Raw genomic sequence first — 18,293 nt, 5'->3', positions numbered from 1 at the left:
GCTACGCGCCGCCCGCCGCGAACCCCGGGCCTGGACCGTAGCCCGCAGCGGGCGGCGCGTAGCCGTCGGCCGGATCGCCGGGTGCGGTGTCGGCGGGCGCGTCGGTGCCAGCGTGCGGACCGAAGGTGCGGGGCTCGGTCCATTCGGTGGGCGTGGTGGCGGGCGGGGGCGGTGCTGAACCGCCCGACTGTGCCGACCCCGGTCGGGGCGGCGGGGCAGCTTCCTCGGTCATGCTTCGATCCTGCTGCCCGGCGCACCCGAACGACCTCAGGACCCGACCCTGACCCCACCCTGAGATCCGGCGGCCGGAATGTCGGGGGCGTCCCCGTGGTCACCGACGCCGCAGCGTGTGACGATCGAGTCACCGACCTCGACCTGTCCGCCACCGTGACCAGGGAGCCTCCGATCAGCAGCACCGTGACCCCACCCCCGCGGCTCTACCGCGCCCCCGAGCACCGGATGGCCGCCGGCGTCGCCGCCGGTATCGCCGACCACCTCGGCATCTCGGTGCTGCGGGTGCGCGTCGCGTTCATGGTCCTGCTCGGGCTGAGCGGGCTCGGTCTGCTGCTCTACGCGGCCTTCTGGGCGGTGGTGCCGCTGCGTCCCGGTGACACTGCGGTGCCGCCCCGGCGGGATGTCGCCCAACTCCTGCCGTTCGTGGGGATCGGGCTCGGTGTCCTGCTGATCCAGGTGATGGTCTTCGACTCGGTGGGCGCGGCGGGCACCGCCGGCTGGTTGGTGGCGATCATCGCGGTCGGCGCCGGGGTCATCTGGCACCAGTCCGCGCCCGAGCGGCGGCGGCAGTGGGGCGACGCGATGCCGGTGCCCTGGCTCGGCGCAGTCGTCGAGGAGAGCGACCGCCGGGCCTTCGTGCTCCGGTTCATCGGCGGTGGAGTGCTGGTCGCGGTCGGCATCATCGGTGTCGCGGCCGTCTACTCGCCGGCACAGAACTTCGACGCGGTGATCAACGGCGTGATCTTCGCGCTGGTCGGGCTGGCGGGCGTCGGCGTGGTCGCCGCGCCGGTGCTCTGGCGGACGTACAGCCAGCTCCGCTCGGAGCGCGAGGGGCGCATCCGCGAGCAGGAGCGGGCCGAGTTGGCCGCCATGGTGCACGACCAGGTGCTGCACACGTTGGCCCTGATCCAGCGCAACGCCGGTGACGTGAAGACCGTGCAGCGGCTGGCCCGAGGGCAGGAGCGTTCGCTGCGCAACTGGCTCTACAAGCCCACCGCCTCGCCGAGCGAGCGCTTCGCCGCCGCCCTGGAGCAGGCCGCGGCCGAGGTCGAGGACACCTTCGCGATCAGCGTGGAGACGGTGGTGGTCGGCGATCGGGAGACCGACGAGAAGGTCGGGGCACTGGTGGCGGCCGCCCGCGAGGCTCTGGTGAACGCGGCCCGGCACGCCGGCGTGCAGACCGTGTCGCTCTACGCCGAGGTGGAGCCGGATCAGGTCAGCGTCTTCGTTCGGGACCGGGGGAAGGGCTTCGATCCGGATACCGTGGAGGACCACCGGCACGGCGTACGCGGCTCGATCATCGGGCGGATGAAGCGGCACGGCGGACGGGCCGAAATCCGGTCCGGCCCGGGGGAGGGGACCGAGGTCCGGTTGATCCTGCCGATCTCCCGGGACTCGTCCGCAGCGGAAAGGAACAGATGACCATGGCCGAGCAGTCGACCGAGCACCTCGACCCGGCGGATGCCCGCCCCGAGCGGCTGCGGGTGTTCCTGGTGGACGACCACGCCATGTTCCGGGCCGGGGTGCGCGCGGAGTTGGGCGCCCACGTCGAGGTGGTGGGCGAGGCGAGCACGGTGGCCGAGGCGGTCACCCGGATCGCCGCCGTCGGCCCGGACGTGGTCCTGCTCGACGTGCACATGCCCGACGGTGGCGGTCGCGCGGTGCTGGAGGCGATGCGGCGTACCCATCCGCAGGTCAAGTTCCTGGCGTTGAGCGTCTCCGACGCGGCGGAGGACGTGATCGGGCTGATCCGTGCCGGTGCCCGGGGGTACGTCACCAAGACCATCTCCCCGGACGAGTTGGCTGCCGCGATCCGTCGGGTGGCCGACGGCGACGCGGTGTTCAGCCCACGGCTGGCCGGGTTCGTGCTGGACGCCTTCGCGGCCCGGCCGGACGCCCCGGTGGCCGACCCGGAGCTGGACCAGCTCACCAACCGTGAGCGGGAGGTGCTGCGGCTGCTGGCCCGGGGGTACGCGTACAAGGAGATCGCCAAGGAGCTGTTCATCTCCATCAAGACGGTGGAGACGCACGTGTCCAACGTGCTGCGCAAGCTCCAGATGTCCAACCGTTACGAGCTCTCCCGGTGGGCGGCGGATCGCCGGCTCGTCTGACGTGGGTCGCCAGCGGCGAGGATCAGAGAAACGTCCGGCGCACCCTCGTCCACCCAGCCGGTGATCGTGGCCGGGTAGTCCTGGGCACCCTCATCCGGATGGCTCGAAACGTGAGTGGTGACGGACGTCCCACCGGGCCCGGGTGACCTCGGGGACGCGCACGGGCTGAGGCCTCGTGTTCGGGCGGCGCAACGTATTTCCTGCTCAACGCTGCCTGCGGCGACCGTTTTATGATCATTTTTCAAGTATCGGCAACGTGGCGGGCAACTAACGGCTTGATAACGGCACCTTCACGGAAGCGGCCAGTGGGTGTCACAGTGGCAGCACCTCACCATCGGTGTGTGGCACTCCGTACGCCCCACGACCACGAATCTGCCGATCACGGCGGCCCGTGGCTGTGTCGGTTGCGTCGTGTCGCGCCTCGTTGGTGAGGGAGCCCGGCGGATCGGAACATCAGGGGTGTCCCCAACTTCCCTGTGGTCCCGGCGACCCGCGCCCCGGGGTGGTCGGGCGGTGTCACCCCCAAACGTGCGTGAAACCCACGACGGAACCTGGTTAGAAAGAGGAGGCCCCTCGGAATGAGAGTCTCGAAGCGGGCGACGAGCGCCATCGCGCTCAGCGCGGCTGCCGCGCTTGTCGCGAGCGGTTGCTCGAGCGGCGGCGACGGCGATACTGCCGCCAGCGCGGACGGCTCGATCGTTGTGCACGGCGTCCAGCCGGAGAACCCGCTGGTCCCGTCGAACACCACGGAGACCGGCGGCGGGAAGATCGTCGACTGGCTGTGGACCGGCCTGGTCGAGTACCCGAACGACGGTGGGGCCCCGCGTAACGCGCTGGCGGAGTCCATCAACACCACGGACTCCAAGGTCTTCACGATCAAGATCAAGGCCGGTACCAAGTTCCACGACGGTACCGAGGTCAAGGCGAAGAACTTCGTCGACGCCTGGAACTGGGCCGCCTACTCGCCGAACGGCGCGCAGAACGGCACCTTCTTCGCCGACATCGCGGGCTTCGACCAGACCTACACCACGGACCCGGACGGCCCGGACGGCCCGAAGAAGGCCCCGACGCCGACGACCGACAAGATGTCCGGCCTGAAGGTCATCGACGAGCAGACCTTCGAGGTCACGCTGTCGGCGCCGACCGCGGTCTTCCCGACCAAGCTCGGCTACAGCGCCTTCATGCCGCTGCCGGACGTGTTCTTCACCATGAAGCCCGAGGAGTTCGGCCGCAAGCCGATCGCCAACGGCCCGGTGAAGTTCGTGTCGTGGGAGGACAACTCCCTCATCAAGCTGACGCGCTTCGACGACTACAATCTTCGCGACAAGATGAAGATCAAGGACGTCGACGTCAAGCTGTACCAGGACGACAACGCCGCCTACGCCGACCTGCTGGCGAACAACCTCGACTTCATGGAGGTTGTCCCCACCTCGGCGCTCGCCGGTGACAAGTGGAAGACCGACCTCGGTGACCGGGGCCGCTCGACCGTCACGCCGTCGACCGCGTTCATCGCGTTCCCGATCTACGACAAGCGCTTCCAGAACCCGAAGCTGCGTCGTGCCGTGTCGCTGGCGGTCAACCGGCAGGAGATCTCGGACAAGATCTTCTTCGGCACCCGCAAGCCGGCCGACAGCTGGGCGAACCCGCTGACCCCGGGCGCCAAGCCGGGCAACTGCACCGCCTGCAAGTTCGACCCGGAGACGGCCAAGACGCTGCTCGCCGAGGCCGGTGGCTTCACCGGTGAGATGGTCTTCTACTACAACGCGGACTCCGCCCACAAGGACTGGATGGACGCCGTCGCGCAGCAGATCAAGACCAACCTCAACATCAACGCTCGGGCTGAGGGCGTGCCGACCTTCGCGGTCTTCCGCCAGAACATCAACGCCCACACCATGAAGGGCCCGTACCGCGCCGCCTGGCAGCAGGACTACCCGGACGTGGAGAACTGGGTGAACCCCCTGTTCGTCACCAACGGCTCCTCCAACGACGGTCTGTACAGCAACCCCGAGGTCGACGCGCTGGCCAAGCAGGCCAGCGGCGCGCCGAGCCTGGAGGCCTCGCACGAGGCGTTCGCCAAGGCCGTCGAGAAGGTCGACCAGGACGTCCCGAGCATCCCGGTCTACTTCTACGGCCAGCAGTCCGGCCACTCGGAGAAGATCAAGAAGCTCGAGCTGAACAACGTCGGCGAGATCGACATCACCTCGGTCGAGCTCTGATCCGAACGGTCTGACCCCGGGTCGGGCTCGCCACATCCGGTGAGCCCGACCCGGGGCCGTTCCGCGAGTGGGTGTTACAACGCTCCACTCGCACGTTGTCACCACCGTGTCGGCCGTCCGACGCGCCCCCTGTCTGGAGGACCACCCCATGGGCCGTTATCTGTTGAGACGGCTGCTCCAACTCGTGCCGGTCTTCATCGGTACGACGTTCCTGATCTACTGGCTCGTCTGGGCCGTCCCCGGCGACCCGTTCGCCGGCAAGTGCGGTGAGCGCCGCTGCCCGGACCAGTACATCGCCTTCATGACCGAGAAGTACCACCTCGACCAGAACGTCTTCGTGCAGTACGGCAGCTACATGAAGAACCTGCTCCAGGGCGATTTCGGTCAGACCTTCTCGCAGCGCGAGATCAGCGACATCATCATGACCTCGTACCCGAACACGCTGAAGCTGGCGCTCGTGGCGCTCGCCATCGAGGCGATCATCGGCCTCGGTGCCGGCGTGCTGAGCGGCCTGCGGCGTAACGGCTTCCTGGACAACCTGGTCCTGGTCTCCACCCTCTTCCTGATCGCGCTGCCGGTCTTCGTGGTCGGCTTCGTGCTGCAGTGGCTGCTGGGTGTGCAGTGGGGCATCATCAAGCCGACCGTCTCCTCGGAGATGCGGTGGTCCGAGCTGATCGTGCCGGGCTTCGTGCTCGGTAGCGCGTCGGTGGCGTACATCGCCCGGGTGGCACGAACGAGCATCGCGGAGAACCGTCGCGCGGACTACGTGCGTACCGCGATCGCCAAGGGCCTGCCGATGCGCCGGGTGGTGGGCGTGCACCTGCTGCGCAACTCGCTCATCCCAGTGGTGACCCTGCTCGGCACCGACCTCGGCGCCCTGATGGGTGGCGCGATCGTCACCGAGGGAATCTTCGGCATCAACGGAATCGGCCGCCAGGTCTTCCGGGCGATCATCACCAAGGAAAGCGCCACGGTGGTAGGAATCGTGGTCGTCCTGGTGCTGGTCTATCTCGTGATGAACCTGCTGGTTGACCTGCTCTACGCCGCCCTGGACCCGAGGATCCGTTATGAGTGACCCGAGTACCGCATCGATCGTCAGCACCCCTGGCGCACACCCGACCGACTCCGCCGCCCCCGCCACCGCGGGTCAGCCGCAGAGCAACGAGAAGCCGCGCGGCCTGCTCGCCGACGCCTGGCGTGACCTGCGGCGCAAGCCGCTGTTCTGGATCTCGGCCACGCTGATCCTGATCTTCCTGCTGATGGCGGCCTTCCCGGCGCTCTTCGCCCCGGGCGACGCGGTCAACGGTTCGCTGTCCCGCAGCCTCGACAAGCCGTCGGCCAATGGCTGGTTCGGCTACGACGTGCAGGGCCGTGACGTCTACGCCCGGGTCATCTACGGCGCACGGGCTTCCGTCGTGGTCGCCGTGCTCTCCGTGCTGGGCACCCTGCTCATCGGCGGAACGATGGGCATCATCTCCGGCTACCGCGGTGGTTGGGTGGACGCGCTGCTGAGCCGGATCGCCGACGTCTTCTTCGGTCTGCCCTTCGTGCTCGGCGCGATCGTCATCCTGACCACGTTCAACGGGTCGGGCTCCGGCAACAGCAAGGCCCAGATCATGGGCCTGGTGATCGCGTCGCTGATCGTGCTGAGCTGGCCGGTCGTGATGCGGCTGATGCGCTCCTCGGTGCTCGCCACCAAGGAGGCCGACTACATCGTCGCGGCCCGCGCACTGGGTGCCGGCACCGGCCGGATCATCCTCAAGCACCTGCTGCCGAACTGCCTGGCCCCACTGCTGGTCTACGGCACGATCATGGTCGGCTCGTTCATCGGCGCCGAGGCCACGCTGTCGTTCCTGGGCGTCGGTCTGAAGTCGCCGGTGGTGTCCTGGGGCATCATGATCAGTGATGGGCAGCAGTTCGTCCGGGTCGCGCCGGGGCTGGTGTTCTTCCCCGCCGCGTTCCTCGTCACCGCAGTGCTGAGCTTCGTGATGCTCGGTGAGTCGGTCCGCGAGGCCCTCGATCCGAAACTCCGCTAGGGGAGATCCAGTTGTCCGACATTCTCGTGTCCGAGCAGTCAGCGCCGGGATCCGGCGGCTCCGGGCGTCCCTCCGGCCGGCTGCTCGAGGTCGACGACCTGCGGGTGGAGTTCCGTACCCGGGACGGCGTCGCAAAGGTCATCAACGGGGTCACGTACCACGTCGACGCGGGGGAGACCCTCGCCGTGCTCGGCGAGTCCGGCTCCGGTAAGAGCGTCACGGCGCAGACCATCATGGGCATCCTCGACACGCCGCCGGGCTTCGTGACCGGTGGGCAGGTCCGCTTCCACGGCAAGGACATGCTGCGCATGTCCGACGAGGAGCGCCGCCGCATCCGCGGCGAGGGCATCGCGATGATCTTCCAGGACGCGCTCTCCGCGCTGAACCCCGTCTTCACCGTCGGGTTCCAGATCGCCGAGCAGTTCCGGGTCCGGCGGGGCATGGGTCGCGCGGAGGCCAAGAAGCGCGCGATCGACATGCTCGACCAGGTCAAGATCCCGAACGCCAAGGGTCGGTTCAACAACTACCCGCACCAGTTCTCCGGCGGTATGCGGCAGCGCGCGATGATCGCGATGTCGCTGGCGCTCGACCCGGAGGTGCTGATCGCGGACGAGCCGACCACCGCTCTCGACGTGACCGTGCAGGCCCAGATCATGGACCTGCTGGCCGAGCTCCAGCGTGAGCGGCAGATGGGCATGATCCTGATCACCCACGACCTCGGCGTGGTCGCCGACGTCGCGGACCGGATCGCGGTCATGTACGCGGGCCGGATCGTCGAGGAAGCGGACGTGTACGACCTGTACGCCAAGCCGGCGCACCCGTACACGATGGGTCTGATCGACTCGATCCCGCGGATGGACGAGAAGGGGCAGCAGCTCCGGACGATCAAGGGCCTCCCGCCGAACCTGATGAACATCCCGCCGGGCTGCCCGTTCAACCCGCGCTGCCCCATGGCTCAGCCGGTGTGTCGGGAGAAGGTCCCGCCGCTGCTGCAGGTGGGCAATGCCCGGGCCAGCGCCTGCCACTTCGCCGAGGAGCTGGTGAACCGTGTCTGAGAACATCCTCGAGGTCCGTGACCTGGTCAAGCACTACCCCGTGACGCAGGGTGTGGTGTTCAAGAAGACCGTCGGTCAGGTCAAGGCGGTCGACGGGGTCTCCTTCGATCTGCGCGCCGGCGAGACGCTCGGCGTGGTCGGCGAGTCCGGCTGCGGCAAGTCGACGCTCGCCCGGGTGCTGATGAACCTGGAGAAGCCGACCGAAGGCAGCGTCCTCTACAAGGGTCAGGACATCTCCAAGCTGTCCGGTGGTGCGCTGCGGCGCCTGCGCCGGCAGATCCAGCTGGTCATGCAGGACCCGTACACCTCGCTGAACCCGCGGATGACCGTCGGTGACCTGCTCGGTGAGCCGTTCGAGATCCACCCGGAGGTGGCGCCGAAGGGCAGCCGCCGGGCGAAGGTCAGGGAGCTGCTCGACCTGGTCGGGCTCAACCCCGAGCACATCAACCGGTACCCGCACCAGTTCTCCGGCGGTCAGCGTCAGCGCATCGGCATCGCCCGTGCGCTCGCGTTGCGGCCCGAGATCATCGTCTGCGACGAGCCGGTGTCGGCGCTCGACGTCTCCATCCAGGCCCAGGTCATGAACCTGCTGGAGCAGCTGCAGGGCGAGTTCGGGCTGTCGTACGTCTTCATCGCGCACGACCTGTCGGTGGTCCGCCACCTCTCGGACCGGGTCGCGGTGATGTACCTCGGCAAGATCGTGGAGATCGGCACCGAGGACGAGATCTACGAGCGGCCGACCCACCCGTACACCCAGGCTCTGCTCTCCGCGGTGCCGGTGCCGGACCCGACGCAGCGGCACAACAAGACGATCATCCGGCTCACGGGTGACGTGCCGTCGCCGATCAGCCCGCCCTCGGGCTGCCGGTTCCGGACCCGCTGCTGGAAGGCGCAGGACGTCTGCGCCGAGCAGGTCCCGCTGCTGGAGGTCCGGCCGGGCTCGGACCACCCGAGCGCCTGCCACTTCGCCGAGAAGCGCGAGATCGTCGCCACCCACGAGGTGTGAGTCACCGAAACCGCCTGCCGCCGTCATCGCGACGACGGCAGGCGGTTTCGTCTGTCAGAGACCCCTGGACGAGTGCTGCACGCGGCCATGGTTCAGCGCGTAGGGTGATCCGACGGCCGGCCGGTGTGGCTCACAGCGGGCCGCGGCCGGCGCGGAGCAGCAGCAGGGCCAGCTGGGTGCCGTCGGCGCCGAGCGCGACCCGGAACCGCTCCAGGATCTCCCGTTCCCGGGAGAGCACCAGGCGGGTCCCACCGGACGCCATCCGGGTCGCCCCGACCTCCTGGGACAACGCGGCCCGCTCCTGCCAGAGCGTGATCAACGCGTTGTCGATCTCGTCGATCCGTTCCCTGATCTGCACGATCCGCGCGGAGGCGGACGGCTCCTCGGTGCCGGTCTGCTGCTCGGCCGGTTCGGTGTGCCCACCCGTCGGCGGTGTGGCCGCCACCGGCCCAGCGCCCTGCGCTGCGGGCTGCCCCGGTCGGGTCGGGCCGCCGCTCTGCTCCATCACGTCTGTCATCATCGGGTACCTCTCGCAGTGTGGTGCCCGGTGCCCGGAACCTGGGACGGAAAAAGCCCCGGACTCCAGGAGCCCGGGGCTTTAGCAGGTCTGAATCGATCAGGCGCGACCTACGACAGCCGGACTCCCGGTGCCATAGTAAAAGTAGTAGCGCGCAGCGATCACGCCGTCGAGTATGCCCACGTCGTTGCCCGGCGCGCAAGCAGTCCGGGTCGAGAAGGGCAGCTTTCCCGACGGTGGGCGCACCCGGTGGTGGTGCGCGGTGTCGGGCACGAGCCGCTGAGCGCCGAAGGCACAGTGTCGGGCCGGCGGCATAGACTTGTCGGGCGATGCATCCTCTCTTCGACATCCCCGCGTCCCCGCCTGCGCCGGAGTCCGCGCCGGCCCGCCCGCACCGACCCGGGGCGGTCGCCGCGCGTCTCGATCCGCAGCAGCTCCTCGACGGGCTGAACGGGCCGCAGCGCGACGCCGTCAGTCATGCCGCCTCGCCGCTGCTGATCGTGGCCGGCGCCGGGTCGGGCAAGACCCGGGTGCTCACGCACCGGATCGCCTACCTGCTCGCCGCTCGGGACGTGCACCCCGGTGAGATCATCGCGATCACCTTCACCAACAAGGCCGCCGGCGAGATGAAGGAGCGCGTCGCCGCGCTGGTGGGCCCCCGGGCCCGCCTGATGTGGGTGTCGACGTTCCACTCGGCCTGCGTGCGGATCCTGCGCGCCGAGCACGAGCACGCCGGCCTCAAGTCGACGTTCTCGATCTACGACGCGGACGACTCCCGCCGGCTGATGCAGTTGGTGACCCGCGAGCTGGATCTCGACCCGAAGCGCTACCCGGCGCGAGGGCTCGCCGCCCAGGTCTCCAACCTCAAGAACGAGCTGGTCGACCCGGAGCAGTTCGCGGCGCGGGCCACCGGCCCCAACGAGCGGGCACTGGCCGAGGCGTACACGCTCTACCAGCGCCGGTTGCGTGAGGCGCACGCCCTGGACTTCGACGACCTGATCATGACCACGGTGCACCTGCTCCAGTCCCACCCGCACGTCGCGGAGAGCTACCGGCGGCGGTTCCGGCACGTGCTGGTGGACGAATACCAGGACACCAACCACGCCCAGTACGTCCTGATCAAGGAGTTGGTCTCCGGCACCGACGGGTTGGCGCCCGCCGAGCTGTGCGTGGTCGGCGACGCCGACCAGTCGATCTACGCGTTCCGGGGTGCGACGATCCGCAACATCCTGGAGTTCGAACGGGACTTCACCGACGCCCGGACGATCCTGCTGGAGCAGAACTACCGCTCCACCCAGACGATTCTCAACGCGGCCAACGCGGTGATCGACCGCAACACCTCCCGCAAACCCAAACGGCTGTGGAGCGAGGCCGGCGCCGGCGAGCAGATCGTCGGCTACGTGGCCGACACCGAGCACGCCGAGGCCGACTGGGTGGCCCGCGAGATCGACCGGCTGGTCGACGCCGACGAGACCCGCCCCGGCGACGTGGCGGTCTTCTACCGCACCAACGCCCAGTCCCGCGTCTTCGAGGAGGTGTTCATCCGCGTCGGCCTGCCCTACAAGGTGGTCGGCGGGGTGCGCTTCTACGAGCGCAAGGAGGTCCGCGACGCCCTGGCGTACCTGCGTTCGGTGGTCAACGACGACGACACGGTGAGCCTGCGGCGGGTGCTCAACACCCCGCGCCGGGGGATCGGCGACCGGGCCGAGGCGTGTGTCGAGGCGCTCTCCAGCCGTGATCGGATCTCCTTCGGCGCGGCCCTGCGCCGGGCCCGGGAGGCGCCGGGCATCTCCAGCCGGGCGGCGAACGGCATCGCCGACTTCGTGGCGCTGCTCGACGGCGCCCGTGAGCTGGCCGAGACCGGCACCCCCGAGGAGGTGCTGGAGGCGCTGCTGACCCGCTCCGGCTACCTCACCGAGCTGGAGGAGAGCCTGGACCCGCAGGACGCCGGTCGGGTGGACAACCTCCAGGAACTGGTCAGCGTCGCCCGCGAGTACACCGAGCGGATCGAGGCGCTCGGCGCCGACGGGGAGCGGGCCACCCTGGCCGGCTTCCTGGAGCAGGTGGCGCTGGTCGCCGACGCCGACCAGATCCCCTCCGACGACCCCGACCACCAGGGCGTGGTCACCCTGATGACGTTGCACACCGCCAAGGGGCTCGAGTTCCCGGTGGTCTTCCTGACCGGGTTGGAGGACGGCGTCTTCCCGCACCTGCGCTCGCTCGGCGACACCCGCGAGCTGGAGGAGGAGCGCCGGCTGGCGTACGTCGGCATCACCCGCGCTCGGCAGCGGCTCTACCTCTCCCGGGCGGTGACCCGCTCGGCCTGGGGGCAGCCGTCCTACAACCCGCCGTCGCGCTTCCTGGAGGAGTTGCCGACCGAGTTGGTGCACTGGGAGCGCACCGAGGGGTCGTACACCTCGTGGGCCGGCGGGGGCGGCGGCGTCGGCGGCCGTGCGGACCGCGCGCCCGGCGGCCGTGGCACCTTCACCGGTGGCACGCCGAAGGCGGCGCAGCTGGCCCAGCGGCTCGGCGTGGACGCCAGCCGGCTGACCACGGCCAGCGAGCTGCCGCAGGGGCCGAAGGTGTCAGCGGGCGACCGGGTCAATCACCAGCGGTACGGGCTGGGCCGGGTGCTCGCCGTCGAGGGCCACGGCCCGGGTGCCCGCGCGCAGATCGACTTCGGCGACCAGACCATGTGGCTGGTGCTTCGGCACGCCCCGGTCGACAAGCTCTGACCCGGCACGCCGGAGATCGCACCAGATCAGGGAAAGGGTGGTCTCAGCGCTGTCTGAGGCCACTCTTTCCCTGATGTTGTTCCGGAGACGTGCAGGCGTCAGCAGCCCAGGTCGACGCCGCGCGCCCGCATGAACGGGGCCGGATCGATCTGGTTCCACATGCCCTGGTGCACCTCGAAGTGCAGGTGCGGGCCGGTGGCGTCGCCGGTGGCGCCCTCGTAGCCGATGACCTGGCCGGCCTTGACCGCCTGCCCGACCGTGACCGCGATGCGGCTCTGGTGGGCGTAGTGGGTCAGGTAGCCGTTGCCGTGGTCGACGAAGACGGAGTTGCCGTACCCGTCGGAGGCGTCGCCGGCCTGGGTCACGGTGCCCGCGGCGGCGGCGCGGATCGGCGTACCGGAGGGCAGCGCCAGGTCGATACCGGCGTGCAGGGTGCCCCAGCGCTGCCCGTAGCAGGAGGTGACGGCTGCTCCCGGCATCGGGTTGACCCAGGCAGGCGCGGGCTTGGTGGTCTTCTTCGGCTTCGGCTTGGCCTTCGCGACGGCCGTCCTGGTGGGGGTCGGGCTGGCGCTGACCGCGGACGGGCTCGGCGTCGGGCTGATCGAGGGGGTGGCCGGCGCGCTCGACTCGCGTACCGAGCGGTCGGCCCGGCCCGCGGCCTCGGCCCGGGACTGGGTGTCGAGGGAGACGGCGGCGGGTGCCGGGTGGTCGGTGCCGCTGGTGGCGACGGCGACCCCACCGAGGCCGAGGGCTACCAGGGCGGCGGCCCCGAGCACTATGAGGCGGTTCCGTCGGCCGGTGCGCCGCGGCTGCGCGGTCTGGCTGGTGTCGGGGGTGTTCTCGTTCTGGACGGGGCTGTCTTCCTGCACGGCGGACCTTCACAGTCGAGGGGCACTTGACCTCGAAATACTGGTGTCGGGCCGAGTTGCGGCAGGCGCGGGGACCGAACGGTCGGAGCACCAACGGACGGCCGGCTGCCCGGATATGATCCGCTCTGGTGCGCTACTTCCGGAAAAGTGATCATGTTTGCCCGTGTCGTCGGTCACAATCGCCGCTGTGACCCGGGATACATCAGCCAGAGCCGCCGCACGAAAAACCGCCCGGATCGACAGATCCGGGCGGTCAACGGTCGTGACGAAGCGTCAGGAGGCGGCTACCTCGCTGTAAATTGCCTCGACTTGCAGCTTGATGTCCACTCCGCGCTCCTGGAGGAACGGCACCGGGTCCTTCGGCTGCCCCTTGACATGGATCTCCAGGTGCAGGTGGGTGCCGTACGCGTGGCCGGTCTGACCCACCAGGCCGAGCTGGTCGCCCGCCTTGACCTGCTGGCCTTCCTTCACGCTGACCGCGGAGGAGTGGCCGTAGATGGCCTCGCTGCCGTCGGCGTGCTGGACGATCACCGCGTTGCCGTACCCGCCGAACCAGCCGGCCTTGGTGACCAGGCCATCGTGGATCGCCACATAGGGAGTGCCCTCGGCGGCGACCAGGTCGACGCCGGTGTGCAGCTTGCCCCAGCGCATCCCGTACGGGGAGTTGAAGTCGTAGCCCTGCAGCGGCAGCAGCCAGACCTCGGGCTCGGCGCTGTCCTCCTTGCGGCTGTCCCGGGAGGCGCGGTCGGCGTTCTCCGAACGGGCAGCGGCATCCTGGCTGGTGACCGACGCCTGCTTGAGCTCGTCGAGGACCGACGGGCTGACGTCCTTGGCGTCCGGCAGGGCGCTCGCGCCGAGGGCCACGATGCCGGCACCGACGAACGCGGTGGTGACGACAGCGGCGTAACGGCTGCGGGGTGGGGTGGGTACGCGGCGGCGACCGCGATATCGATCGGGCTCAGACGACAGGCGCTGGCGCACGCACACCCTCCGTTGTCGGGGTTCCGAAGCGGCCGGTGGGCGTCCTCTGAAGTTCCAGTGAACGTCCGCTGACCGCGTCGTCACCCGTCCATGGACCTGATGACAACCGTGGACACGTTAGCCATTCGCCAGGCGAGTCACAAGCTAGAGCGAGAAATTGGCGTGTCGATCTGTCCGTTTGCGTCCATGATTGTCATGCATCGCGACGCCGAACGGTGCCCCCGTCGCTGCCCGTTCGTCGCCGAGCGTGACCGTTCCGGCGGACTCGTCCGGCTTGACTCCGCACCGCGCCGGGATCGTGTCGACGGCACTGTCCAGGAGGTGGCGGGAGGGTTCGCGGCCTGAGCACCCGGGGTTGCCGGGCGGCTGCGCCGGGTAACGGCCGGTGACGGAGCCCGGATTTCCCGGGCCGGGCCCGCCGGGTTACCGTTCGTTAAGGTGAAGGCGGTCAAGCCGGTGAAAGGTGTGCGCTGATGAGCTCTCGTATCCGGGTCGTCGTCGCGAAGCCTGGCCTGGACGGCCACGACCGAGGCGCGAAGGTCGTCGCGCGCGCCCTGCGGGACGCCGGGATGGAGGTCGTCTACACCGGCCTGCACCAGACTCCCGAGCAGATCGTGGAAACAGCCATCCAGGAGGACGCCGACGCGGTCGGCCTGTCCGTGCTCTCCGGCGCGCACATGACGCTCTTCCGGCGGGTGCTGGAACTGCTCGCTGAGCGGGACGCCCGCGACATCGTCGTGTTCGGCGGCGGCATCATTCCGAACGGCGACATTCCCGAGTTGGAGAAGCTGGGCGTGGCGAAGATCTTCACGCCGGGCGCCACCACTCAGGCGATTGTCGACTGGGTCCGGCAGAACGTGGCCCAGCCGGTTTCCTGAGAAACACGCCGGGCGACCGGATCTGGGCACGGGGGAGGGGCCGGACGCACCCCTCACACGTCCGGCCCCTCTATGCACGATGCCCCGCCGCCACCCCTCGACCGACAGGGCATCGGCCGTCTCCCGTCATTGCGCTGTTCAGCGCTCCGACATCTGACTCAACGACGCCCCCACGGCAGGGTTACGCAAGCCGGACAACATCGCTCGGACGGTGGATGTCACCCGGGTGATGACCGGAAACCGGCCACACCTGATGTCCGGTTGTGCATTACCGCACACCGTGCACCCGCTCGGTTGCCGGCGGTGCCGACCTCGCTAGGCTGCGGCCAATGGCCTGTTTCAACTGATGACAGGCGTCAAACTGTTTTCTGAACGCTGGTGGCGGCGCGACGGCGCGCCGCGGAGACGGGACGGGACGCGCAATCGTGGACCTGTACGAGTACCAGGGGCGGGACCTGTTCGAGCGGCACGGCTTGCCCGTGCTGGCCGGCGGCGTCGCCACTACCCCGGAAGAGGCCCGCGCGATCGCCGAACGCCTCGGCGGCCGTGTGGTCGTCAAGGCGCAGGTAAAGGTCGGCGGCCGAGGTAAGGCCGGCGGCGTCAAGCTGGCCGAGGGCCCGGATGAGGCGGTGGCTCGGGCCACCGACATCCTCGGCATGGACATCAAGGGTCACACCGTCCACAAGGTCATGATCACCGTGACCGCGGACGTGGCCGAGGAGTACTACTTCTCGTACCTGCTCGACCGGGCGAACCGCACCTTCCTCTGCATCGCCAGCGTCGCCGGCGGCATGGACATCGAGCAGGTCGCCGCCGACACCCCCGACAAGGTCGTGAAGGCCCCGATCGACGCCGTGAAGGGCGTGGACGAGGCCAAGGCCCGCGAGATCGTGACCGCTGCCGGCTTCCCGACCGCTGTCGCAGACCAGGTGGTCGAGATCGCCGTCGGCCTGTGGCAGGCGTTCGTCGCCGAGGACGCCACTCTGGTCGAGGTCAACCCGCTCGCCAAGAACGGCGACGGTCGGATGCTGCTGCTCGACGCCAAGATCAGCCTGGACGAGAACGCGGCGTTCCGGCACCCGGACCACGAGGCCCTGGTCGACCAGGCCGCTGTGGACCCGCTGGAGCAGGCCGCCAAGGCCAAGGACCTCAACTACGTCAAGCTCGACGGCGAGGTCGGCATCATCGGCAACGGCGCGGGTCTGGTCATGTCGACCCTCGACGTGGTCGCGTACGCCGGTGAGCGGCACGGCAACGTCAAGCCGGCCAACTTCCTCGACATCGGCGGCGGCGCGAGCGCCGCGGTGATGGCGAACGGGCTGGAGATCGTGCTCTCCGACCCGGCCGTGAAGAGCGTCTTCGTCAACGTCTTCGGCGGCATCACCGCCTGCGACGAGGTCGCCAACGGCATCATCCAGGCGCTGGCCCTGCTGGAGCAGCGCGGCGAGCGGGTCACCAAGCCGCTCGTCGTCCGGCTCGACGGCAACAACGCCGAGGCTGGCCGGGCGATCCTGGACAGCGCGAACAACCCGCTCGTGCAGCGGGTGGACACCATGGACGGTGCGGCCGAGCGGGCCGCCGAGCTGGCAGCTGCGGGGGTCTGATCATGGCTATCTGGCTGACCAAGGACTCGAAGGTCATCGTCCAGGGGATGACCGGTTCCGAGGGTTCCAAGCACACCCGGCGGATGCTGGCCGCCGGCACCAACGTGGTGGGCGGCGTCAACCCGCGCAAGGCGGGCCAGACTGTCGACTTCGACGGCACCGAGCTGCCGGTCTTCGCGTCCGTGGCGGACGCGATGGCCGAGACCGGGGCCGACGTCACCGTCATCTTCGTGCCGCCGCAGTTCACCAAGGCCGCCGTGGTCGAGGCGATCGACGCCGCGATCCCGTTGGCGGTCGTGATCACCGAGGGCGTCCCGGTGCACGACACCGCGTCGTTCTGGGCGTACAACGTGGCGCAGGGCGAGCGGACCCGGATCATCGGGCCGAACTGCCCGGGCATCGCCTCGCCGGGCGCGTCCAACGCCGGCATCATCCCGGCCGACATCACCGGCTCCGGCCGGATCGGTCTGGTCAGCAAGAGCGGCACGCTGACCTACCAGATGATGTACGAGCTGCGCGACATCGGCTTCTCCACCTGCGTCGGCATCGGCGGCGACCCGATCATCGGGACCACCCACATCGACGCCCTCGCGGCGTTCGAGGCGGACCCGGAGACCGACGCCATCGTCATGATCGGTGAGATCGGTGGCGACGCCGAGGAGCGGGCCGCCGAGTTCATCAAGGCGAACGTCACCAAGCCGGTGGTCGGCTACATCGCCGGCTTCACCGCGCCTCCCGGCAAGACCATGGGTCACGCCGGGGCGATCATCTCCGGCTCGGCCGGCACCGCCGAGGCGAAGCAGGCGGCGCTGGAGGCGGTCGGCGTCCAGGTCGGCAAGACGCCGACCGAGACGGCGAAGCTGATGCGGGAGATCATGTCCGGCAGCTGAGCCGGTCAGGCAACACGAAGGGGGTCGACCGGTCGCGGTCGGCCCCCTTCGGCGTACCTGTGCTCGCCGCCGGTCAGTCGTTGTTCCAGAACGGGTAGTTGCCGGTCGCCCGCAGGATCGCGCCGCCGATGATGTTGATCACGCCGAACGCGATGGCGAGGTAACCGAGCAACGGCGACTGCCCGTACCGCCGGGCGTCGCGGATGGACAGGTAGCCGAAGATGATGCCGAGGATGCCGCAGCAGATCAGCCCCAGCACGATGCCCAGCACGCCCCAGAGGGTGGTCCGGTCGCGTCCCTGCGCCGGTGGTGGCGGGGGAGGCGGGTATGGCGTCGTCACAACTTCCTCCGAACGCTCATGGGCGACGTGCCGGCCCGGACGCCGGCCGGCGGACCCGTCCCGGGTGGCGGCGACTCGCGCCCCCTCTGGGCCGAGGCTAGACCGGCCCGGGTGGGCAGGACGCCGGTTCGGTGAACTCGCGGTCCTTAGGAGGGGTTAACGGACTGCCACCGCCCGCGCGACGTGCCAGAGTAGAGCTGATGTCCCCCGTCACCCCTGATCGTCCCAGCCGTCCCGGCGGTGTGAGCGCCGACGACCGGCCGGTCGACCGTGCCGCGTCGGCCCGGCGGGTGCCCGCGCCCCGCGCGGGTGGGTCGCCGCGCGGGCGTGCGCCGTTGCCCGTCGCCGCCGGGGTGGCCGCCTGTTGGGCCGCGCTCACCTCCTACCTGCCGGTCGCCATCGTGCTCGGCCTGGTGCAGCTCGGCACGGACTCCACCACGCTGACCGGCACCCTGCGCACCGCGCTGGCCGGTTGGCTGCTCGGGCACGGTGTGCCCCTGCGCACCGAGTCCGGCCCGCTCGGGCTCGCCCCGCTCGCGCTGACGGTGCTCGCGCTCTGGCGGCTGACCCGTGCCGGCGTGCACGTCAGTCGGGCGATCGGCGCCCGCGACACCCGCTCGCCCCGTCGGGCACTGCTCGCCGCGGCTGCGGTCGGCATCGCGTACGCGCTGCTCGGCGCGCTCGCGGCGGTGCTGGTCGGCACCGGCGGACCGGAGGTGTCGCTGATCCGGGCGGGCGCCACGTTCGCGGTGGTCGGCACACTCGCCGCGCTGGTCGGCGCGGTCCGGATCACCGCCGTGACCCGGCTGCTCGTCGCAGGG

The 18,293-nt window shown here is 69.7% G+C and carries 17 protein-coding genes; 12 read left to right on the top strand and 5 right to left on the bottom strand.

The annotated features are described in order from the left end of the window. Nucleotide 1: 1 nt before the first annotated feature. Complete coding sequence (locus KBX53_RS03265; RefSeq protein WP_210857760.1) at nt 2–232, bottom strand: hypothetical protein; 231 nt, start codon at nt 230–232, stop codon at nt 2–4. A gap of 155 nt (nt 233–387) precedes the next feature. On the opposite strand from KBX53_RS03265, the gene KBX53_RS03260 reads away from it, so the two are divergent. From KBX53_RS03260 to KBX53_RS03230, 7 genes are all read left to right on the top strand, one after another. After that, nucleotides 388–1,656, top strand: a complete 1,269-nt coding sequence (locus KBX53_RS03260) for an ATP-binding protein (RefSeq protein WP_030337844.1) — start codon at nt 388–390, stop codon at nt 1,654–1,656. A 2-nt stretch (nt 1,657–1,658) separates the two neighbouring features. After that, complete coding sequence (locus KBX53_RS03255) at nt 1,659–2,345, top strand: response regulator transcription factor (RefSeq protein ID WP_030337843.1); 687 nt, start codon at nt 1,659–1,661, stop codon at nt 2,343–2,345. A 578-nt stretch (nt 2,346–2,923) separates the two neighbouring features. Continuing rightward, on the top strand, nt 2,924–4,561 hold the full coding sequence (locus KBX53_RS03250) for an ABC transporter substrate-binding protein (protein WP_210857759.1): 1,638 nt from the start codon (nt 2,924–2,926) through the stop codon (nt 4,559–4,561). Nucleotides 4,562–4,709: 148 nt separating this feature from the next. Then, nucleotides 4,710–5,636, top strand: coding sequence for an ABC transporter permease (locus tag KBX53_RS03245; RefSeq protein ID WP_030337841.1), 927 nt, complete (start codon nt 4,710–4,712; stop codon nt 5,634–5,636). Then, a complete protein-coding gene (locus KBX53_RS03240; protein WP_030337840.1) occupies nt 5,629–6,597 on the top strand; it encodes an ABC transporter permease in 969 nt (322 codons plus the stop codon). Before KBX53_RS03245 ends, KBX53_RS03240 begins: the two co-directional genes overlap by 8 nt. Nucleotides 6,598–6,623: 26 nt before the next feature. Then, complete coding sequence (locus tag KBX53_RS03235) at nt 6,624–7,652, top strand: ABC transporter ATP-binding protein (protein ID WP_030337839.1); 1,029 nt, start codon at nt 6,624–6,626, stop codon at nt 7,650–7,652. Further along, nucleotides 7,645–8,658: an ABC transporter ATP-binding protein gene (locus KBX53_RS03230; RefSeq protein WP_210857758.1), complete on the top strand. Its 1,014-nt coding sequence runs from the start codon at nt 7,645–7,647 to the stop codon at nt 8,656–8,658. Before KBX53_RS03235 ends, KBX53_RS03230 begins: the two co-directional genes overlap by 8 nt. 130 nt (nt 8,659–8,788) lie before the next feature. On the opposite strand, the gene KBX53_RS03225 is transcribed toward KBX53_RS03230, so the two are convergent. Next, nucleotides 8,789–9,178: a chorismate mutase gene (locus tag KBX53_RS03225; RefSeq protein WP_030337837.1), complete on the bottom strand. Its 390-nt coding sequence runs from the start codon at nt 9,176–9,178 to the stop codon at nt 8,789–8,791. 326 nt (nt 9,179–9,504) lie between these two features. Between KBX53_RS03225 and pcrA the strand changes: the two genes are divergently transcribed. Continuing rightward, nucleotides 9,505–11,910, top strand: coding sequence for a DNA helicase PcrA (gene pcrA / locus KBX53_RS03220; RefSeq protein ID WP_210857757.1), 2,406 nt, complete (start codon nt 9,505–9,507; stop codon nt 11,908–11,910). Nucleotides 11,911–12,008: 98 nt separating this feature from the next. Here pcrA and KBX53_RS03215 read toward each other — a convergent pair whose 3' ends face one another. Continuing rightward, on the bottom strand, nt 12,009–12,779 hold the full coding sequence (locus KBX53_RS03215) for a M23 family metallopeptidase (RefSeq protein WP_030337835.1): 771 nt from the start codon (nt 12,777–12,779) through the stop codon (nt 12,009–12,011). Nucleotides 12,780–13,052: 273 nt separating this feature from the next. After that, nucleotides 13,053–13,760, bottom strand: coding sequence for a M23 family metallopeptidase (locus tag KBX53_RS03210; protein WP_030337834.1), 708 nt, complete (start codon nt 13,758–13,760; stop codon nt 13,053–13,055). Between the two features lie 473 nt (nt 13,761–14,233). Here KBX53_RS03210 and KBX53_RS03205 point away from each other — a divergent pair, with 473 nt between their 5' ends. The 3 genes from KBX53_RS03205 (at nt 14,234) to sucD (ending at nt 17,132) form a co-directional block, all read left to right on the top strand. After that, nucleotides 14,234–14,638, top strand: a complete 405-nt coding sequence (locus tag KBX53_RS03205; protein ID WP_030337833.1) for a cobalamin B12-binding domain-containing protein — start codon at nt 14,234–14,236, stop codon at nt 14,636–14,638. Between the two features lie 425 nt (nt 14,639–15,063). Further along, complete coding sequence (sucC, locus tag KBX53_RS03200) at nt 15,064–16,242, top strand: ADP-forming succinate--CoA ligase subunit beta (protein WP_030337832.1); 1,179 nt, start codon at nt 15,064–15,066, stop codon at nt 16,240–16,242. A gap of 2 nt (nt 16,243–16,244) precedes the next feature. Beyond that, nucleotides 16,245–17,132, top strand: coding sequence for a succinate--CoA ligase subunit alpha (gene sucD / locus KBX53_RS03195; RefSeq protein WP_210857756.1), 888 nt, complete (start codon nt 16,245–16,247; stop codon nt 17,130–17,132). 73 nt (nt 17,133–17,205) lie between these two features. Here the strand turns inward: sucD and KBX53_RS03190 are convergent, their stop codons facing one another. Continuing rightward, a complete protein-coding gene (locus KBX53_RS03190; protein WP_030337830.1) occupies nt 17,206–17,472 on the bottom strand; it encodes a hypothetical protein in 267 nt (88 codons plus the stop codon). Nucleotides 17,473–17,672: 200 nt separating this feature from the next. Between KBX53_RS03190 and KBX53_RS03185 the strand changes: the two genes are divergently transcribed. Beyond that, a partial coding sequence (locus tag KBX53_RS03185; protein WP_247675032.1) for a DUF6350 family protein occupies nt 17,673–18,293 on the top strand: 621 nt, incomplete at its 3' end.

The organism is Micromonospora sp. M51, from assembly GCF_018070305.1.
Classification (GTDB): domain Bacteria; phylum Actinomycetota; class Actinomycetes; order Mycobacteriales; family Micromonosporaceae; genus Micromonospora; species Micromonospora parva.
The sequence above is the reverse complement of the archived record's forward strand: the minus strand, read 5'-3'. Positions and strand labels throughout refer to the sequence as shown.